This window comes from Rhizobium sp. 01T417, from assembly GCF_056398905.1.
Genome location: NZ_JBFTQH010000016.1, coordinates 119959 through 134724 on the forward strand (window position 1 = coordinate 119959; position 14766 = coordinate 134724).

Below are 14766 nucleotides of genomic sequence, written 5' to 3' on the forward strand. Positions count from 1 at the left end.
GGCTTCTTTTGTTTCTGGCTTCAGAGCGCTGTGTAGATCGCGTCGCGCAGATCCACCGTAAACTGCCCCCACATCCCCTCCAGTGCCGTATTCGTCAGCGCCACGACACTCAGGTTCTTTGTGGGATCGACAAACCAGCTGTGGCCGTAGGCGCCGCCCCAGCGGATCGTCCCCTTCGACCACGGCACCTGTGCGGCGACCGGATCGGTCACCACCGCCCAGCCGAAGCCGAAGCCGACGCCCGGATCGAGAGGCTGGCGCACGCCGTTCGCCTGATCCGCCATCATGGTCTTGACCGTCTCGGACGAGAGAAGCGGCGCGCCACCCTTGCGGATCGTCTCCAGAACCGCCAACACCTCGCCTGCCGTTCCCGCCATGCCGGCGCCGCCGGAATGATAGGAGTTCGGATCGAAGATGCGGTCCGGCGCGAAACGCACGAAACCGGTCAGCGCCCGCACGGACGCTTCCTTGCCCATCCGCTCCGGCTGTGGCGAGGCACTCATATAGGCGGCGGCCAGCCGATCCCGGTCGCGCACCGCAAAGGCGGTGTCAGCCAGGCCGAGTGGCTCGGTCACCAGTCTTGCCACCGCCTCGCCGAGCGAACTGCCGGTCTCTTTCTCGATGACGCCGCCGATGACATCGATGGCGAGCGAATATTGCCAGTTCGAACCGGGCGCGAAGAGAAGAGGGGCGCTCGCAAGCCGCTTCAGGTTTTCGGCAATCGGCAGGCCGGGCTGATCGAGGCCGTCGGAAATGCCGGCCCGGGCATAGGGGCCGTCTTCCTCGGTGAAGCGATAGCTGAGGCCGGATGTATGGGTGAGCAGATGCTGGATGACAATGACCGATTCCGTGCCGTCGGCAAGACGCGGGCGGAAATCCGGCAGCCATTTCGTCACTGGGTCGTCGAGGCCGATGCGGCCTTCCTCGACAAGCCGCATGGCGGCGATCGTGACGATCGGCTTGGTGATCGAGGCGAGCCGGAAGATCGTGTCCTCGGCCATGGCCTGTCCCCTTTCGCGGTCGGCCAGGCCGGCGGTGCGGCTATAGACGATATCACCGTCTTGGGCGATCAGGACCACCGCACCGACGAGGCGCTTTGCGGCGATGGTGCGGTCGATCACCGCATCGAGCGCGTTCGCGAAGCCGACTGTCTGCTGTGCATCCTGGGGTTCAAGGGGAAGACTCATCGGATCGAACCTCCTATAATCACAATGACCGTTCCTGAATAAACCGGATCGAGAAATATTTCTAGAGTGACCATTGTGAAAAATAATGACGGCACACAAGATAGCGGACAAAGAAAGCGCGGCCGCCCGCCCGCCTTCGATCGCGAAACGGTTCTTTCGGCCGCGCGCGACGTCTTCTGGGAGCACGGCTATGACGGCAGCTCGATTGCCGATCTGACCGCCTCGATGGGGATCACCCCGCAAAGCCTCTATGCGGCGTTCCGCTCGAAGGCGGAACTCTATCGCGAGGCGTTGAATCAGTACCGGCGCATGCCGCGGCCGAATCCCGGCAATCCGTTTGAAGAAAAGATCGATACGGTGTCGACGTTCAGGCGCTTCCTCGAGACATCGGCCGCCCTATTCACCGCCCCGGAACATCCCAAGGGGTGCATGATCTCCACTGCAGTTCTGAATTGTGCTTCCGAGAGCGGGGACATTGCGCACCACGTCTCGTCGTTGCGATTGCAGACGCTTGGCCTGTTCACCGCTCGCATCGAGCGCGGCATGAAGGAAGGGGATATCAGGCAGGATGCGAACGCCGGATCGCTTGCGCGCTTCCTCGGTGCGATCGTCCAGGGCATGTCGGTACAGGCGCGTGACGGTGCCACGACTGCAGAACTGCTGGAGATGGTCGGGCACGCTATGAACGAGCTACGCCGCTACGCCGCCTAACCGGCAGCGACCACCTTGCAAAAACAAAGAAACCCGGCGGGCAACTGCACGCCGGGTTTCAAAAACTCGAGCTCGGCGCATCAGTCGTTCGCCGAAACCTTGACCCCAAGCACCTGCGGCAGCGTGTTCGGTGCGCCCATGGCAGCGCCCATGATCATCGGGAACGGAACGGGCTTCGCCGGTGCGGCGGCAAGCGTCAGGCTCTTCGGGTTGTCGAGGAAGGTGTTGACGGCTGCCGATATGGCGTTCTGCAACTCCGGAATGTTGAGCTGTGCCAGCATGATCGGCGTCATTGCCTTCAGCGAGTCCGCCATCTGCTGGCCGGAAATGTTCTGCTGGCCACCGGCGTAGTCGAGCGCACGCTTGGTGATGGAAGCGTCGTCGAAGCGGATCTGGGCGCTCTCGAACGACAGCTGCTGCATTAGCCCGAGCATCGAGAGACCGAGGGCCTGCTGCGCCTCTTCCTTGTTCTGGTTCGCTTCGGCCTGCTTGGCGGCTTCCTGCAGAGACTTCACGAAGGGCATCGTATAGCCGGAGATCTTGAAGGCCAGGTTCAGCTTGCCGACGTTGTTGAAGTCGAAGGCGAACTCGGAAACGTCGATCGTGCCGGGCGTCAGGTCCCAGGCGCCCTTCATTGTGATGTCGCCCTGGATATGCTGGAGGGCAAGCTTCTCGATTGCTTCCTTGCTCTGTGCGTCGCTTGCCTTGCTGAGATCGGCCTTCAAGCCCTTGAAGGCACCATCGAAATCGAAGCCGGACTCATCTTCGCGAAGCGTCAGATTGAGGTCGCTTTCGGCGAGAGAGAACAATTCCTCTCCATTCTGGACAACCTTCACGGGGCCGCTGTGGGCATTTTCGTAGAGGAGCATTGCGTCGAGGCCTTCGCCCTTCGGATCCGCGGGGATCGAAATGCCGCTCAGGGTCAGGTCGGATGCCGTGAAGGTGGAGCCTTCACTCGTGGCGCTGACGTTCGGGAAGGATGCTTCCTCGACATAGTAGCTGCCATCCTCGTCTGCTTCTACGCCGGTCATGGTGATGTCGCCGATGGACACCGCTTCGCCGCTGTTTGGTTTGAAGCTTGCCTTCTTCAGCGTCACGGTGGTTCCGTTGACATCGACGCCGTCGGCAACGATCGTACCGCCCTGCTGGCTATAGGCTGCGTTGATCTTCTTCAGCAGATCCTGGCCGTCGAGCGCGAAAGCCGAGCCGGCGAGAGAAAGAAAGGCGACGCTCGAAAGCATCAGCCGTGTCGTCCGGTAAAAAGTCATTTGGGTCCTCTGGTGGCGGCGTTGTGCGGCGAGCGAGAATTCGCCGTCGGTCTATTGTGGTTCGGTCGTGGTTTATATTTGCGGATTTCTAAATTTGTGTTGAAGGGAAAACGAAACAACGACGAAATTCAGGCAAAGCGTCTCGGGGCATTCTTTTCTCGTACGCCAAGACTTCATCCACAGCCGGAATGCCCGGATTCCTTGCTCAAAACAACCATCTCGGCTAGTCAGGACATATGGGACAAGAGATTTTGCCGCCCTCTGGCGGAGACGACGACAGTATCCTTCCGGTCGATTTGAAGGCGGCGCTTGAAGAGCGTTACTTGGCCTATGCGCTATCGACGATCATGCATCGTGCGCTCCCTGACGTGCGCGACGGCCTGAAGCCGGTGCATCGCCGCATCATTCACGCCATGAGCGAAATGGGCATTCGGCCCAATTCCGCGTTCAAGAAATGTGCTCGTATCGTCGGCGATGTCATCGGTAAGTTCCATCCGCATGGCGACCAGTCTGTCTACGATGCGCTCGTGCGTCTCGCGCAGGATTTCTCACAGCGTTACCCTGTCGTCGACGGGCAGGGAAATTTCGGCAATATCGACGGCGACAGCGCTGCCGCCTATCGATACACCGAAGCGCGCATGACGGATGTGGCCGGCCTCTTGCTTGAGGGTATCGATCAGGACGCGGTCGATTTCCGCCCGACCTACAACGAGGAAGACGAAGAACCGGTCGTCCTGCCGGGCGCCTTTCCGAACCTGCTGGCGAATGGCTCGTCGGGCATTGCAGTCGGCATGGCGACGTCCATTCCGTCGCACAATGTCCACGAACTCTGCGACGCGGCCCTCTATCTCATCAAGCATCCCGATGCTACCGTCGAGAAGCTGGTCGAGTTTATTCCCGGTCCGGATTTCCCGACCGGCGGCATCATCATCGATGGCCGTGAAAGCATCATCGAGGCCTATAAGACTGGCCGTGGCGGTTTCCGTACACGCGCCAAGTGGGAGACCGAGGATCTTGGCCGCGGCGGTTATCAGATCGTCGTCACCGAAATCCCGTTCCAGGTACAGAAGTCCCGCCTGATCGAAAAGATCGCCGAACTTCTCTTGGCGCGCAAGCTGCCCTTGCTCGAGGACATTCGCGACGAGTCCGCCGAAGATGTCCGCGTCGTGCTGGTGCCGAAGAACCGGACGGTCGATCCGACGATCCTCATGGAATCGATGTTCAAGCTGACGGAACTGGAAAGCCGCTTCCCGCTGAACATGAACGTTCTCTCCATGGGCCGCATCCCGCGCGTCATGGCGTTGAACGAGGTCCTGAAGGAGTGGCTCGACCATCTCCGCGAAGTGCTGCAGCGCCGCTCGCGCTTCCGCCTGGCGGCCATTGACCGCCGCTTGGAAATCCTCGGCGGCTTGCTGATCGCCTACCTCAACATCGATGAGGTCATTCGCATCATCCGCGAAGAGGACGAGCCGAAGCCGGTGATGATCGCGCGCTGGTCCCTGACCGACAATCAGGTGGAAGCGATCCTCAACATGCGGCTGCGGTCGTTGCGCAAGCTCGAGGAGTTCGAGATTCGCACCGAGTTCGACGAACTCACCAAGGAGAAGGGCGAGATCGAGGCACTGCTGGCATCGGAAGAAAAGCAGTGGCAGACCGTCGCCTGGGAAATCGGCGAAGTGAAGAAGAAGTTCGCCAAGGCGACCGAGCTCGGCCGTCGCCGCACCCAGTTCGCCGACGCGCCGGAAGCCGACGAGCAGGCTATCCAGCAGGCGATGATCGAGAAGGAGCCGATCACCGTCGTCGTCTCCGAAAAGGGCTGGATACGCGCTCTGAAGGGGCACATCTCCGACACCGCGACCCTGACCTTCAAGGAAGGCGACGCGCTGAAGGTTGCCTTCCCTGCGCAGACGACCGACAAGATCCTGATCATCACCACCGGTGGCAAGGCCTACACACTTGGCGGCGACAAGCTGCCCGGCGGTCGAGGTCATGGCGAACCGCTGCGCATCATGATCGATATGGACAACGATCAGGACGTCTTGACCGCCTTCGTTCACGATCCTGCCCGCAAGCAGATGATCGTCTCGACGGCGGGCAACGGCTTCGTTGTTGCCGAGACCGACATGGTCGCCAATACCCGCAAGGGCAAGCAGATCATGAATGTCTCCATGCCTGATGAGACGAAGCTGATCGTTCCCGTCAGTGGCGACTATGTCGCTGTCGTCGGCGACAATCGCAAACTGCTCGTCTTCCCGCTGTCGCAGGTTCCGGAAATGGGTCGCGGCAAGGGCGTCCGCCTGCAGCGCTACAAGGATGGCGGCATTTCCGACGTACGCTGTTTCGCAATATCAGACGGCCTCGTCTGGGAAGACAGCGCGGGCCGCACCTTCACGAAGAACAAGGACGAGCTTGCCGAATGGCTTGGCGATCGCGCCACCGCTGGTCGGACCGTTCCGAAAGGCTTCCCGCGCAGCGGCAAGTTTGCCGGCTAAGCGAAAATAATTCTGCGCCTCGCTCTTGGCGAGCGGAGCAACTCCTCTACTTCTGGCCTGTAATCACAACATGGACAGACGTCATTCCGCAGGCGGACGGAATGATCGAGTGTGGTGCTCCTGGAGAGTGCCATGTCCGATCACGGAGGATTGTTGATGAGTGCTTGCAATACCATCACCTTGAACGTTGCGCATACATTCAATGCCTCGCCCTGCGCCGTCTACGACGCATGGCTGAACCCTCAGATCGCCAAACGCTTCCTTTTCGCAAGCGACGAAGGACGCGTTATCCGAGCCGACATCGATCCAAAGGTCGGCGGACATTTTCTCGTCATCGACCGACGTCCGACAGGCGATGCGGTGCATTACGGCGTATTTCTCGAATTGCGCCGACCGCGGCGGATGGTCTTCTGCTTCTCGGCAGCCGAACATGATCACAATGCGGATCGAATACAGATCGACATCGAACCGCTCGCCGAAGGCACGCGGTTGACGCTCTCGCACGAAATGTGCGCCCAATGGGGCCAGTTCGAAGAAGAGACGCGGAAGGGCTGGGTCCACGTCATGCAGGGGCTCGAGCGCGAACTCGATGCGATGCAGGTGGTCAGTGTGCCAGAGATTGTCGCGCAGGCTTCCGCCGAACCATCCAAAGCGAGTGCAGCATAATCGCGCAGACCAGGATCGTGCCGCCTACGAGCGTCATCGTCGGTGGGGCTTCCGCGAAGATCAGCCATATCCAGATCGGAGCCAGGATGGTTTCGAGCAGATAGAACATGCCGACTTCGGGCGCGGAGAGATAGCGTGGTCCGGTAGCTAGGCACCAAAAGGCGACCGGCATCAGAAGCGTACCGTTGAGGATGATCCAGGCGGGATGCTCTATGGCTAGCCCGACCGGCAGGGCCTTTGCAAAGCCGAGGGCCGCCGGCAGGGCGGCGGCAAGCAAGGGCACGAAGCCCATTTCCCGACGCGACGCCTGGGCAATGGTTATCGCCGATGCGAGGATAAAGGCGCTGAGAAGTGCCATGGCATCGCCGAAGAGATGGCCGCCGGCCAATCCATCATGCACGATCAGGCCAACACCGAACACCATGACCGCCATGGTGACGAGCGTGGATGCCGTAGGACGTTCCTTGAGAAAAATCCATGACAAGAGAGCGCCGAACATCGGATTGAACGCGACGATAAAAACCACATTGGCCGTCGCCGTGTTGAAGACGGCAAGCAGGAAGGTCAGCGTCGAGCAGCCGTAGAGCAGTCCCGTCGCAAGGCCGTGCCTGCCGGGCACGAGCACGGGCCATGCTCCCTTGGCGTATCTGATAAGACAGATCACCAGCAGCGCGGCGGCGACCGTCGTGATGCTGCGCATGCCCAGGATCGACCACATGTCGCCGTGAGCAAGCCGCACCAGTGGAATGTCCATGGAAAGAGCCAAGCCGCCGATTGCCGTCAGCAGCAGGCCTTTCCGATGATCGGAAAGGGAGGGGAGGAGCATTTAGTAGCGCGGGCTTTCGGGCAATACGGAGGGATCGAAACGTTCCCAGCCGCGCGAAGTCAGATGCTCCTGCGGCTGGAAGCGAGTCTTGTAGTCCATTTTCCTCGACCCTTGAACCCAGTAGCCGAGGTAGACGTGTGGAAGACCCAAGGCCTTTGTGCGCCTGATGTGATCAAGGATCATGAACGTGCCAAGGGAGCGGCGATCCATGTCAGGGTTGAAGTAGGAATAAACCATGGACAGGCCATCGCTCATGGTATCGGTAAGGGCGGCGGCCAAGAGCTCGCCGGTCGGGCGCTCTTCCAGGCCCGTCCCTTCCTTTCGAAGCCGATACTCGATGATTTTGGTGTTCACATGGGTGTCTTCGACCATGATGGCATAGTCGAGCACCGTCATGTCGGACATTCCGCCCTGCTGGTGGCGAAAATCGAGATAGCGTCGGAACAGCGAATATTGTTCGCTGGAAGGTTGGGCAGGGAATTCCGTGGAGATGATGTCGGCGTTCGTTGCCAGCACGCGCTTCATCGACTTCGTCGGCAGGAATTCCTGTGCGAGGATGCGCACGGAAATGCAGGCGCGGCAGGCCTCGCAGGCCGGACGATAGGCGATGTTCTGCGACCGGCGAAAGCCGCCCTGTGTCAGGATATCGTTCATCTCCGCTGCGCGGGGACCGACGAGATGCGTGAAGACCTTACGTTCCATCTCGTTGGCCAGATAGGGGCACGCAGCCGGAGCAGTCAGGTAGAACTGCGGTGATGGCGTCGTCTGCGTATTCATCTGTTGCGGAGATTTCCTTTGGTTCGCTGCTTATCTGACAGGATGACTTAAGAATAAAAAACGTCAACAGCGGGGCCGTTCTCCTGCCCGATGTCGCGCGTCATACTTTTGGATATGGCGTCGAAAGGCTCCCGGCAAAGGTCGGGAGCAGCGTTTATTTTAGCTTGTGGCGAGCCTGATCAGGCGGTGCGTACCGTGACGGTGCCAACCAGAAAATCGTGGATCAACCGGCTGCGTTCGGTGAACAGGCCAACCAGCAGAATCAGCGGCGTCAGGACTGAGTTCAGGATCCAGAAAAGCGCCAGGTGAACGATGGCCGTCAGGAAGTCCATCGGCTGCCCGTCGACGCGGATGATGGCAATGCCCATTGCGCGCATGCCGAATGAGGCCTGCTGGGAACCGCCCACCGTAAAGCCGAAATACAGGCCTGCAACGATCACGAACAGCGCCGGGTAGAGAAAGAATCCGAGCCCCAGTGTGACGATCGACAGGAAGAAAAGAATGACCGCCGCCGGTATGCAGAGCAGCAGAATGATCACGTAGTCGAGGATGAATGCGAAGACACGACGGCTCAGCGTGCCGCTATAGGCGCGCCAGTCGTCCGGTGCAGCATAGAGCGGATTGGGCGTGAGCGTCATCGTTACGGTCTCCTTTCGAGAAAGCGATGCCGCTGATATGGTATCGCTTCCCTCAAATGCAATATTGGCGCGCAATCAGCGCCTGGCTAGGATTCTTGCCACCTCGACTGCAAAGTAGGTGAGGACGCCGTCGCAGCCCGCACGCTTGAACGAGAGCAGGGTTTCCAGCATGGCGCGCTCGCCGTCGATCCAGCCGTTCATCGCGGCCGCCTTGATCTGCGTGTACTCCCCCGAAACCTGATAGGCGAAGGTCGGCAGACCGAAGGCTTCCTTCATGCGCCAGCAGATGTCGAGATAGGGCAGGCCCGGCTTGACCATCAGCATGTCGGCACCTTCCTCCACGTCAAGCGCGGCGTCGCGGATGGCTTCGGTGCCGTTTGCCGGATCAATGTAGTAAGTCTTCTTGTCACCCTTGAGCAGACCGCCGGTGGAGATCGCCTCGCGGTAGGGGCCATAGAATGCCGAGGCGAATTTGGTGGCGTAGCTCATAATACCAACATTCTGGTGCCCGGCAGCGTCAAGGGCGCGGCGGATGGCGCCGATTCTGCCGTCCATCATCTCCGACGGCGAAATGATGTCAGAGCCGGCATCGGCCTGCATGACGGCCGCGCGCGCAACCTGATCGACCGTCTCGTCGTTGACGATCTCGCCCTGTCGCAGGATCCCGTCGTGGCCATGGCTCGTGAAAGGGTCAAGCGCGACGTCGGTGATGACACCGATATTGGGCACCGCCTTCTTGATTGCGATTGTCGCTTGGTTGATCAGATTGTTGGTTTCAAGACTGTTCGAGCCTGTTTCGTCGCGCAGTTCCATTTCGATGTTCGGGAAGGTCGCGATCGCAGGGATGCCGAGATCGGCCGCTTCCTTGGTGGCTTCGACCAGCCTATCCACGCTCATGCGGTTGACGCCGGGCATCGCCGGGATCGCTTCGACGATGCCCGTGCCGGGAACGACGAAAACCGGCCAGATCAGGTCGTCGACCGTCAGGCGGTTCTCCTGCACGAGGCGCCGCGTCCAATCGGCCTTGCGATTGCGGCGCATGCGCCGATGGCCGGTAATCTCGTCGACGAGATGGGTCTTGTCCTGCATGGTGGTTTCCAGCTTTCTGCCATTCCAATTGTCGAAGCGCTCATTATCATGGCGTGGCCGAAATCCAAACCGGACGATTGGCCGCAATGGAGGAGGCGCTGGCGAAGTCGCAACGGCAACCCTATTGTTTGAGACATGGACGCTGATTCTCCGACGATACCTAAGCGGACGCTGACCAGCGTTCTCTTCATCCTGTTCCTGCGGCTTGTCGCCGTTTCCTGCTTCTGGTTCGGATTGCAGTATTGGGCGATGCTCGTCGGCTATTCGCTGGTCGGGGCAGGGCGCTTCGATCTGCTCAGCCTTCCGTGGAAGGTCGCAAGCACCAGCCTCGCCGTTCTCTTCCCCGTCGCCTCTCTCGGTCTATGGCTGGCCGTCTCCTGGGGGCCGGTTATCTGGGTGCTCGCGGCAGGCGGACAGATCATCATGTACGGCTTCATGCCGGAGGTTTTCGGGTCCAACCGGCTGATCGTTTTGCTGCATGCCGCGGTCGTCCTGGTCTACCTGGGATTCCGTGTTGCGCTCTGGTACGAAAAGCGCAAGCGGCGCCAGCAGGTAAGCGTTGATTTACCCTGATACATCTAGGGTTTCCGGTAAGGCACTGTTAAGCCTGCGGTTTAAGTAGAATTTTATTTGTATTCGATAGGGTCTGTCTCAAGGCGGGAAGAGAACCAACACCGCCAAACAAAACAGTGAGGCAGTCATCATGAACACGAAAATCAAGCCGCAGGCGGTGTCGAACTTCCGTGACCAGCAGGAACAAGGCATCCGTGATCTTTACATGGAATCCCTTCATCTTGTTGAACGTCTTCACCGCCGTCTCCTCGACGTCATCAAGGACGAGTTCGACCGCCAGGGTCGCAGCGACGTCAATGCCGTCCAGGCACTTCTTCTCTTCAACATTGGCAACTCCGAGCTCACCGCCGGCGAACTTCGCTCCCGCGGTTACTACCTGGGTTCCAACGTTTCCTACAACGTCAAGAAGCTTGTCGATCTCGGCTTCATCAACCATCAGCGCTCGCGCATCGACCGTCGCTCGGTCCGCATCAGCCTGACGGAAGCGGGTCAGGACATCGCTGAAACCGTCGCCAAGCTCTATGAACGTCACGTCGGCTCGATCGACAAGGTTGGCGGCATCGGCTCCGACGAATTCACGCAGATGAACAAGCTGCTTACCCGTCTGGACCGCTTCTGGAACGACCAGATCCTCTATCGCCTGTAATCTCGTAAGCCAACTTCCCTGCTGGCTTATCGGACCTCCAAGGCACGAAAGGGCGCAACGGTATTCCGTAGCGCCTTTTCGCCGTTAGCAGCGTCTCGCTGCCGGGCTGCGTACTCGGTCGCCGACTTGGACAATGACCTCCGCGACGAGCTTGGGGTTTCCCGGGAATCACGCGACGCGGTCGCGACGTCAGCTCTATTTGTTGCAGGCAGTGGGCGGACCGGACGCGCGTAATCCGCGCCTTGTCTGCGAGGTCGTGACATCTTTGCAACGCATGGCAGGCAAGCATAATCGACTGTATTCAAGCCGTTTTTTAGCCGCTATTAACCGCCACATTTCTGTGGATGGATATGGTTCTTTGCGCATCGCCCGCGACCGACGGTTGAGCGTGGTGCAGGGCGACACGAATTGGCCATATTAGCATGTCAGCGGAAATACACGGCAAAGGGCGCTTCCCAAATTGAGGTCTGACAACCTCGCGCTCCCTGCTCGCAATCATGTGATCGCCGGCAGAGAGATTGTGCGATGCGCCGTAGCGACGGGTTGATAGAGAGATCTGCGTTCTCGCAGGGATAGCGAAGGCTGCCGGTCTCTCAAGCGGCGGCAATTTAGTGGTTGGGATGAATGTCGAAGAAAATCGGTACTGAAGCTTTCTCTCGTCGGGCGTTTCTGACGTCTGCGGCAATGGTTGGCGCGGGCGCATTGGCGGCCCCCGCACTCGCGCAATCGGCGATCGACTCGCTCATTAATGCTCCACAACGCGGCGATTGGGACGATCAGTTCGATGCGAAGGCTGCGTCCCGCACCGCAACGGCCGTCGTTTCCAACACGCCGATTCTCGGGCCGCAGTCGGTGCCGAGCATCCAGCAGGCAATCGCCCAGTATCAGCAGATCGCTTCGGCTGGCGGTTGGCCCGAAGTCAGCCCAAGCCAGCAGCGCTTGCAGATCGGCGTGACCGACCCGGCCGTCCAGAGCCTTCGCCAGCGTCTTGCCATCACAGGCGACCTACCGCGCGAGGCTGGCATGTCTTCGGCGTTTGATTCCTATGTCGACGGCGCCGTCAAGCGCTTCCAGGCGCGCCACGGCCTTCCGGCCGACGGCGTCATCGGCGAGTTCACCTTGAAGGCCATGAACATTCCGGCCGATGTTCGTCTGCAGCAGCTGAACACCAACCTCATCCGCATCCAGACCTTCCCGGAAGAGCTCGGACGCCGCCACGTGATGGTTAACATTCCGGCCGCCTACGTCGAGGCCGTGGAAGACGGCAGCGTTGCGACGCGCCACGCTGCGGTCGTTGGCCGTCTCAGCCGTCCGACGCATCTCGTCAACTCGAAGATCTACGAAGTTATCCTCAATCCTTATTGGACGGCACCGCGCTCGATCGTCGAAAAAGACATCGTACCGCTGATGCGCAAGGACCCGACCTATCTCGAGAAGAATGCCATTCGCCTGATCGACGGAAAGGGCAACGAGGTGGCGCCGGAAACGGTGGACTGGAATGCCGAGAAGGCTCCGAATTTCATGTTCCGTCAGGACCCGGGCAAGATCAACGCCATGGCGTCCACGAAGATCAACTTCTACAACAAGAACGGCGAGTATATGCATGACACGCCGCAGCAGGGTCTCTTCAACAAGCTGATGCGCTTTGAGTCCTCGGGCTGTGTTCGCGTCCAGAACGTTCGCGATCTGACGACGTGGCTGCTGCGCGAGACCCCGCCGTGGTCGCGTCAGCAGATGGAGCAGGTCATCACGACCCGCGTCAACACGCCGATCAAGCTCGCCGAAGAAGTGCCGGTTTACTTCGTCTACATTTCCGCCTGGGGCATGCCGGATGGCGTCGTGCAGTTCCGCGACGATATCTATCAGCTCGACGGCAACGCCGAGCTTGCGCTCGACACGACCGCAACCACGGAGCAGCCGGTTCAATAAGTCAATTGGATCGCGTTTGGTTTTGAAGAAACCGCGCCTCTCTGGCGCGGTTTTTTGTTGTCCTGTCGGGCATAGAACGCGCGGCGCGTAGATTGCCTAGCAAATGTCGTTCTCCGTATTGCCCTTGAAAGGGCGGGGCGCTAATACCTTCGCGCATTCCAGTTGAGGAGCCCGCTCATGACCAATGCCTCCACCCAGACCTTCTTCAATCGCTCGCTTGCCGATACCGATCCGGAAATCTTCAGCGCGATTGGCAAGGAACTCGGCCGCCAGCGGCACGAGATCGAACTCATCGCCTCGGAAAACATCGTTTCCCGCGCGGTGCTGGAAGCCCAGGGCTCAATCATGACGAACAAGTATGCCGAAGGCTATCCGGGCAAGCGCTACTATGGCGGCTGCCAGTTCGTCGATATCGCTGAAGAACTGGCGATCGAACGCGCCAAGAAGCTCTTCGGTGTCAACTTCGCCAACGTTCAGCCGAACTCCGGTTCGCAGATGAACCAGGCCGTGTTCCTTGCACTGCTGCAGCCGGGCGACACCTTCATGGGCCTCGACCTCAACTCGGGCGGTCACCTGACGCACGGTTCCCCGGTCAACATGTCCGGCAAGTGGTTCAACGTCGTGTCCTATGGCGTGCGCGAAGGCGACAACCTGCTCGACATGGACGAAGTTGCCCGCAAGGCCGAAGAGCATAAGCCGAAGCTGATCATCGCCGGCGGCACCGCTTACTCCCGCATCTGGGACTGGAAGCGCTTCCGCGAGATCGCTGACTCGGTCGGCGCCTACCTGATGGTCGACATGGCGCACATCGCCGGTCTCGTCGCCGGTGGCCAGCATCCGTCGCCGTTCCCGCACTGCCACGTTGCCACGACGACGACCCACAAATCGCTGCGTGGTCCCCGCGGTGGCGTGATCCTGACGAACGACGAAGATCTGGCGAAGAAGTTCAACTCGGCCGTCTTCCCCGGTCTGCAGGGTGGTCCGCTGATGCACATCATCGCCGCCAAGGCCGTCGCCTTCGGTGAAGCGCTGGAGCCGGAGTTCAAGGACTACGCCGCGCAGATCGTCAAGAACGCCAAGGCGCTTGCGGAAACCCTGATCGCCGGCGGCCTCGATGTCGTCTCCGGCGGCACCGACAACCACCTGATGCTCGTCGATCTTCGCAAGAAGAACGCGACCGGCAAGCGTGCCGAAGCAGCCCTCGGCCGCGCCTACATCACCTGCAACAAGAACGGCATCCCGTTCGACCCTGAGAAGCCATTCGTAACTTCGGGTGTGCGCCTCGGCGCGCCAGCCGGCACGACGCGTGGCTTCAAGGAAGCGGAATTCAAGGAAATCGGCAACCTCATCGGTGAGGTTCTCGACGGCTTGAAGGTCGCCAACTCCGACGAGGGGAACGCAGCCGTGGAAGCAGCCGTTCGCGGCAAGGTGGTCGAGCTGACCAACCGCTTCCCAATGTATGATTACATGGGCTAAGGATAGCGCATGCGCTGCCCATTCTGCGGATCGGAAGACACACAGGTCAAGGATTCACGCCCGGCGGAGGACAATACGTCCATCCGCCGCAGGCGTATTTGTCCCGATTGCGGCGGTCGTTTCACGACCTTCGAGCGCGTGCAGCTGCGCGAGCTGATGGTGTCGAAGAAGACCGGCCGCAAGGTACCGTTCGACCGCGACAAGTTGGTGCGATCTTTCGAGATCGCACTGCGCAAGCGTCCCGTCGACCGCGACCGCATCGAACGTGCGGTATCCGGCATCGTTCGACGGCTTGAAAGCTCCGGCGAAGTCGAGATCAGCTCCGAGCAGATCGGCCTTCAGGTGTTGGAAGCATTGAAGAGCCTGGATGATGTTGGCTTCGTTCGCTATGCCTCTGTCTATCGGGATTTTTCGCATGCCGAGGATTTCGAGAAAGTCATTTCCGAGATCAACGCCAAGATCGCCCGCGATCCCCTGGACAACTAGCT

14 protein-coding genes are annotated in these 14766 nt (G+C 60.0%); 8 read left to right on the forward strand and 6 right to left on the reverse strand.

The genetic code is table 11. From position 1 onward, the window contains the following. Nucleotides 1-20: 20 nt before the first annotated feature. On the reverse strand, nucleotides 21-1187 hold the full coding sequence (locus tag AC1DPR_RS17400) for a serine hydrolase domain-containing protein (protein ID WP_018859186.1): 1167 nt from the start codon (nucleotides 1185-1187) through the stop codon (nucleotides 21-23). 66 nt (nucleotides 1188-1253) lie between these two features. Between AC1DPR_RS17400 and AC1DPR_RS17405 the strand changes: the two genes are divergently transcribed. Further along, nucleotides 1254-1898, forward strand: a complete 645-nt coding sequence (locus AC1DPR_RS17405; RefSeq protein ID WP_018859187.1) for a TetR/AcrR family transcriptional regulator — start codon at nucleotides 1254-1256, stop codon at nucleotides 1896-1898. Between the two features lie 80 nt (nucleotides 1899-1978). On the opposite strand, the gene AC1DPR_RS17410 is transcribed toward AC1DPR_RS17405, so the two are convergent. Then, nucleotides 1979-3166: a YdgA family protein gene (locus tag AC1DPR_RS17410; RefSeq protein WP_026372049.1), complete on the reverse strand. Its 1188-nt coding sequence runs from the start codon at nucleotides 3164-3166 to the stop codon at nucleotides 1979-1981. Between the two features lie 236 nt (nucleotides 3167-3402). Here AC1DPR_RS17410 and parC point away from each other — a divergent pair, with 236 nt between their 5' ends. Together parC and AC1DPR_RS17420 are read left to right on the forward strand one after the other, a co-directional pair. Further along, entirely contained in the window at nucleotides 3403-5658 is a 2256-nt protein-coding gene (parC, locus tag AC1DPR_RS17415) for a DNA topoisomerase IV subunit A (protein WP_018859189.1), read from the forward strand. 132 nt (nucleotides 5659-5790) lie between these two features. Next, nucleotides 5791-6324 carry an SRPBCC family protein gene (locus AC1DPR_RS17420; RefSeq protein ID WP_018116890.1) on the forward strand — a complete coding sequence of 178 codons (534 nt, stop codon included), beginning with the start codon at nucleotides 5791-5793 and terminating at the stop codon, nucleotides 6322-6324. Here AC1DPR_RS17420 and AC1DPR_RS17425 read toward each other — a convergent pair. The 4 genes from AC1DPR_RS17425 to hemB all read right to left on the reverse strand — a co-directional run bounded on the left by AC1DPR_RS17425 (nucleotide 6263) and on the right by hemB (nucleotide 9654). Then, nucleotides 6263-7150, reverse strand: coding sequence for a DMT family transporter (locus AC1DPR_RS17425; protein ID WP_477816809.1), 888 nt, complete (start codon nucleotides 7148-7150; stop codon nucleotides 6263-6265). The genes AC1DPR_RS17420 and AC1DPR_RS17425 overlap by 62 nt on opposite strands. Continuing rightward, on the reverse strand, nucleotides 7151-7927 hold the full coding sequence (locus AC1DPR_RS17430) for an arginyltransferase (protein WP_018116892.1): 777 nt from the start codon (nucleotides 7925-7927) through the stop codon (nucleotides 7151-7153). It abuts the gene before it with no gap. Between the two features lie 179 nt (nucleotides 7928-8106). Further along, a complete protein-coding gene (locus AC1DPR_RS17435) occupies nucleotides 8107-8565 on the reverse strand; it encodes an RDD family protein (RefSeq protein ID WP_018116893.1) in 459 nt (152 codons plus the stop codon). A gap of 75 nt (nucleotides 8566-8640) precedes the next feature. Beyond that, nucleotides 8641-9654, reverse strand: a complete 1014-nt coding sequence (hemB, locus tag AC1DPR_RS17440; RefSeq protein WP_018116894.1) for a porphobilinogen synthase — start codon at nucleotides 9652-9654, stop codon at nucleotides 8641-8643. Nucleotides 9655-9789: 135 nt separating this feature from the next. On the opposite strand from hemB, the gene AC1DPR_RS17445 reads away from it, so the two are divergent. The 5 genes from AC1DPR_RS17445 (at nucleotide 9790) to nrdR (ending at nucleotide 14764) form a co-directional block, all read left to right on the forward strand. After that, nucleotides 9790-10227 (forward strand): DUF6163 family protein, encoded by a 438-nt coding sequence (locus AC1DPR_RS17445; RefSeq protein ID WP_018116895.1) that lies wholly within the window; start codon nucleotides 9790-9792, stop codon nucleotides 10225-10227. Nucleotides 10228-10357: 130 nt separating this feature from the next. After that, nucleotides 10358-10873, forward strand: coding sequence for a transcriptional regulator LdtR (gene ldtR, locus AC1DPR_RS17450; RefSeq protein WP_018116896.1), 516 nt, complete (start codon nucleotides 10358-10360; stop codon nucleotides 10871-10873). Nucleotides 10874-11497: 624 nt separating this feature from the next. Next, nucleotides 11498-12802, forward strand: a complete 1305-nt coding sequence (locus tag AC1DPR_RS17455) for a L,D-transpeptidase family protein (protein ID WP_018859192.1) — start codon at nucleotides 11498-11500, stop codon at nucleotides 12800-12802. A gap of 177 nt (nucleotides 12803-12979) precedes the next feature. Next, on the forward strand, nucleotides 12980-14278 hold the full coding sequence (gene glyA / locus AC1DPR_RS17460) for a serine hydroxymethyltransferase (RefSeq protein WP_113470732.1): 1299 nt from the start codon (nucleotides 12980-12982) through the stop codon (nucleotides 14276-14278). Between the two features lie 9 nt (nucleotides 14279-14287). Continuing rightward, nucleotides 14288-14764, forward strand: a complete 477-nt coding sequence (gene nrdR / locus AC1DPR_RS17465) for a transcriptional regulator NrdR (RefSeq protein ID WP_007531462.1) — start codon at nucleotides 14288-14290, stop codon at nucleotides 14762-14764. Nucleotides 14765-14766: the final 2 nt, after the last annotated feature.

Coding starts and splice junctions, on each gene's coding strand:
- AC1DPR_RS17445 (WP_018116895.1), top strand. CDS start 9,790: ATGGACGCTGATTCTCCGACGATACCTAAGCGGACGCTGACCAGCGTT.
- ldtR (WP_018116896.1), top strand. CDS start 10,358: ATGAACACGAAAATCAAGCCGCAGGCGGTGTCGAACTTCCGTGACCAG.
- parC (WP_018859189.1), top strand. CDS start 3,403: ATGGGACAAGAGATTTTGCCGCCCTCTGGCGGAGACGACGACAGTATC.
- nrdR (WP_007531462.1), top strand. CDS start 14,288: ATGCGCTGCCCATTCTGCGGATCGGAAGACACACAGGTCAAGGATTCA.
- AC1DPR_RS17410 (WP_026372049.1), bottom strand. CDS start 3,166: ATGACTTTTTACCGGACGACACGGCTGATGCTTTCGAGCGTCGCCTTT.
- AC1DPR_RS17455 (WP_018859192.1), top strand. CDS start 11,498: ATGTCGAAGAAAATCGGTACTGAAGCTTTCTCTCGTCGGGCGTTTCTG.
- glyA (WP_113470732.1), top strand. CDS start 12,980: ATGACCAATGCCTCCACCCAGACCTTCTTCAATCGCTCGCTTGCCGAT.
- AC1DPR_RS17435 (WP_018116893.1), bottom strand. CDS start 8,565: ATGACGCTCACGCCCAATCCGCTCTATGCTGCACCGGACGACTGGCGC.
- AC1DPR_RS17400 (WP_018859186.1), bottom strand. CDS start 1,187: ATGAGTCTTCCCCTTGAACCCCAGGATGCACAGCAGACAGTCGGCTTC.
- AC1DPR_RS17425 (WP_477816809.1), bottom strand. CDS start 7,150: ATGCTCCTCCCCTCCCTTTCCGATCATCGGAAAGGCCTGCTGCTGACG.
- AC1DPR_RS17430 (WP_018116892.1), bottom strand. CDS start 7,927: ATGAATACGCAGACGACGCCATCACCGCAGTTCTACCTGACTGCTCCG.
- AC1DPR_RS17420 (WP_018116890.1), top strand. CDS start 5,791: ATGTCCGATCACGGAGGATTGTTGATGAGTGCTTGCAATACCATCACC.
- hemB (WP_018116894.1), bottom strand. CDS start 9,654: ATGCAGGACAAGACCCATCTCGTCGACGAGATTACCGGCCATCGGCGC.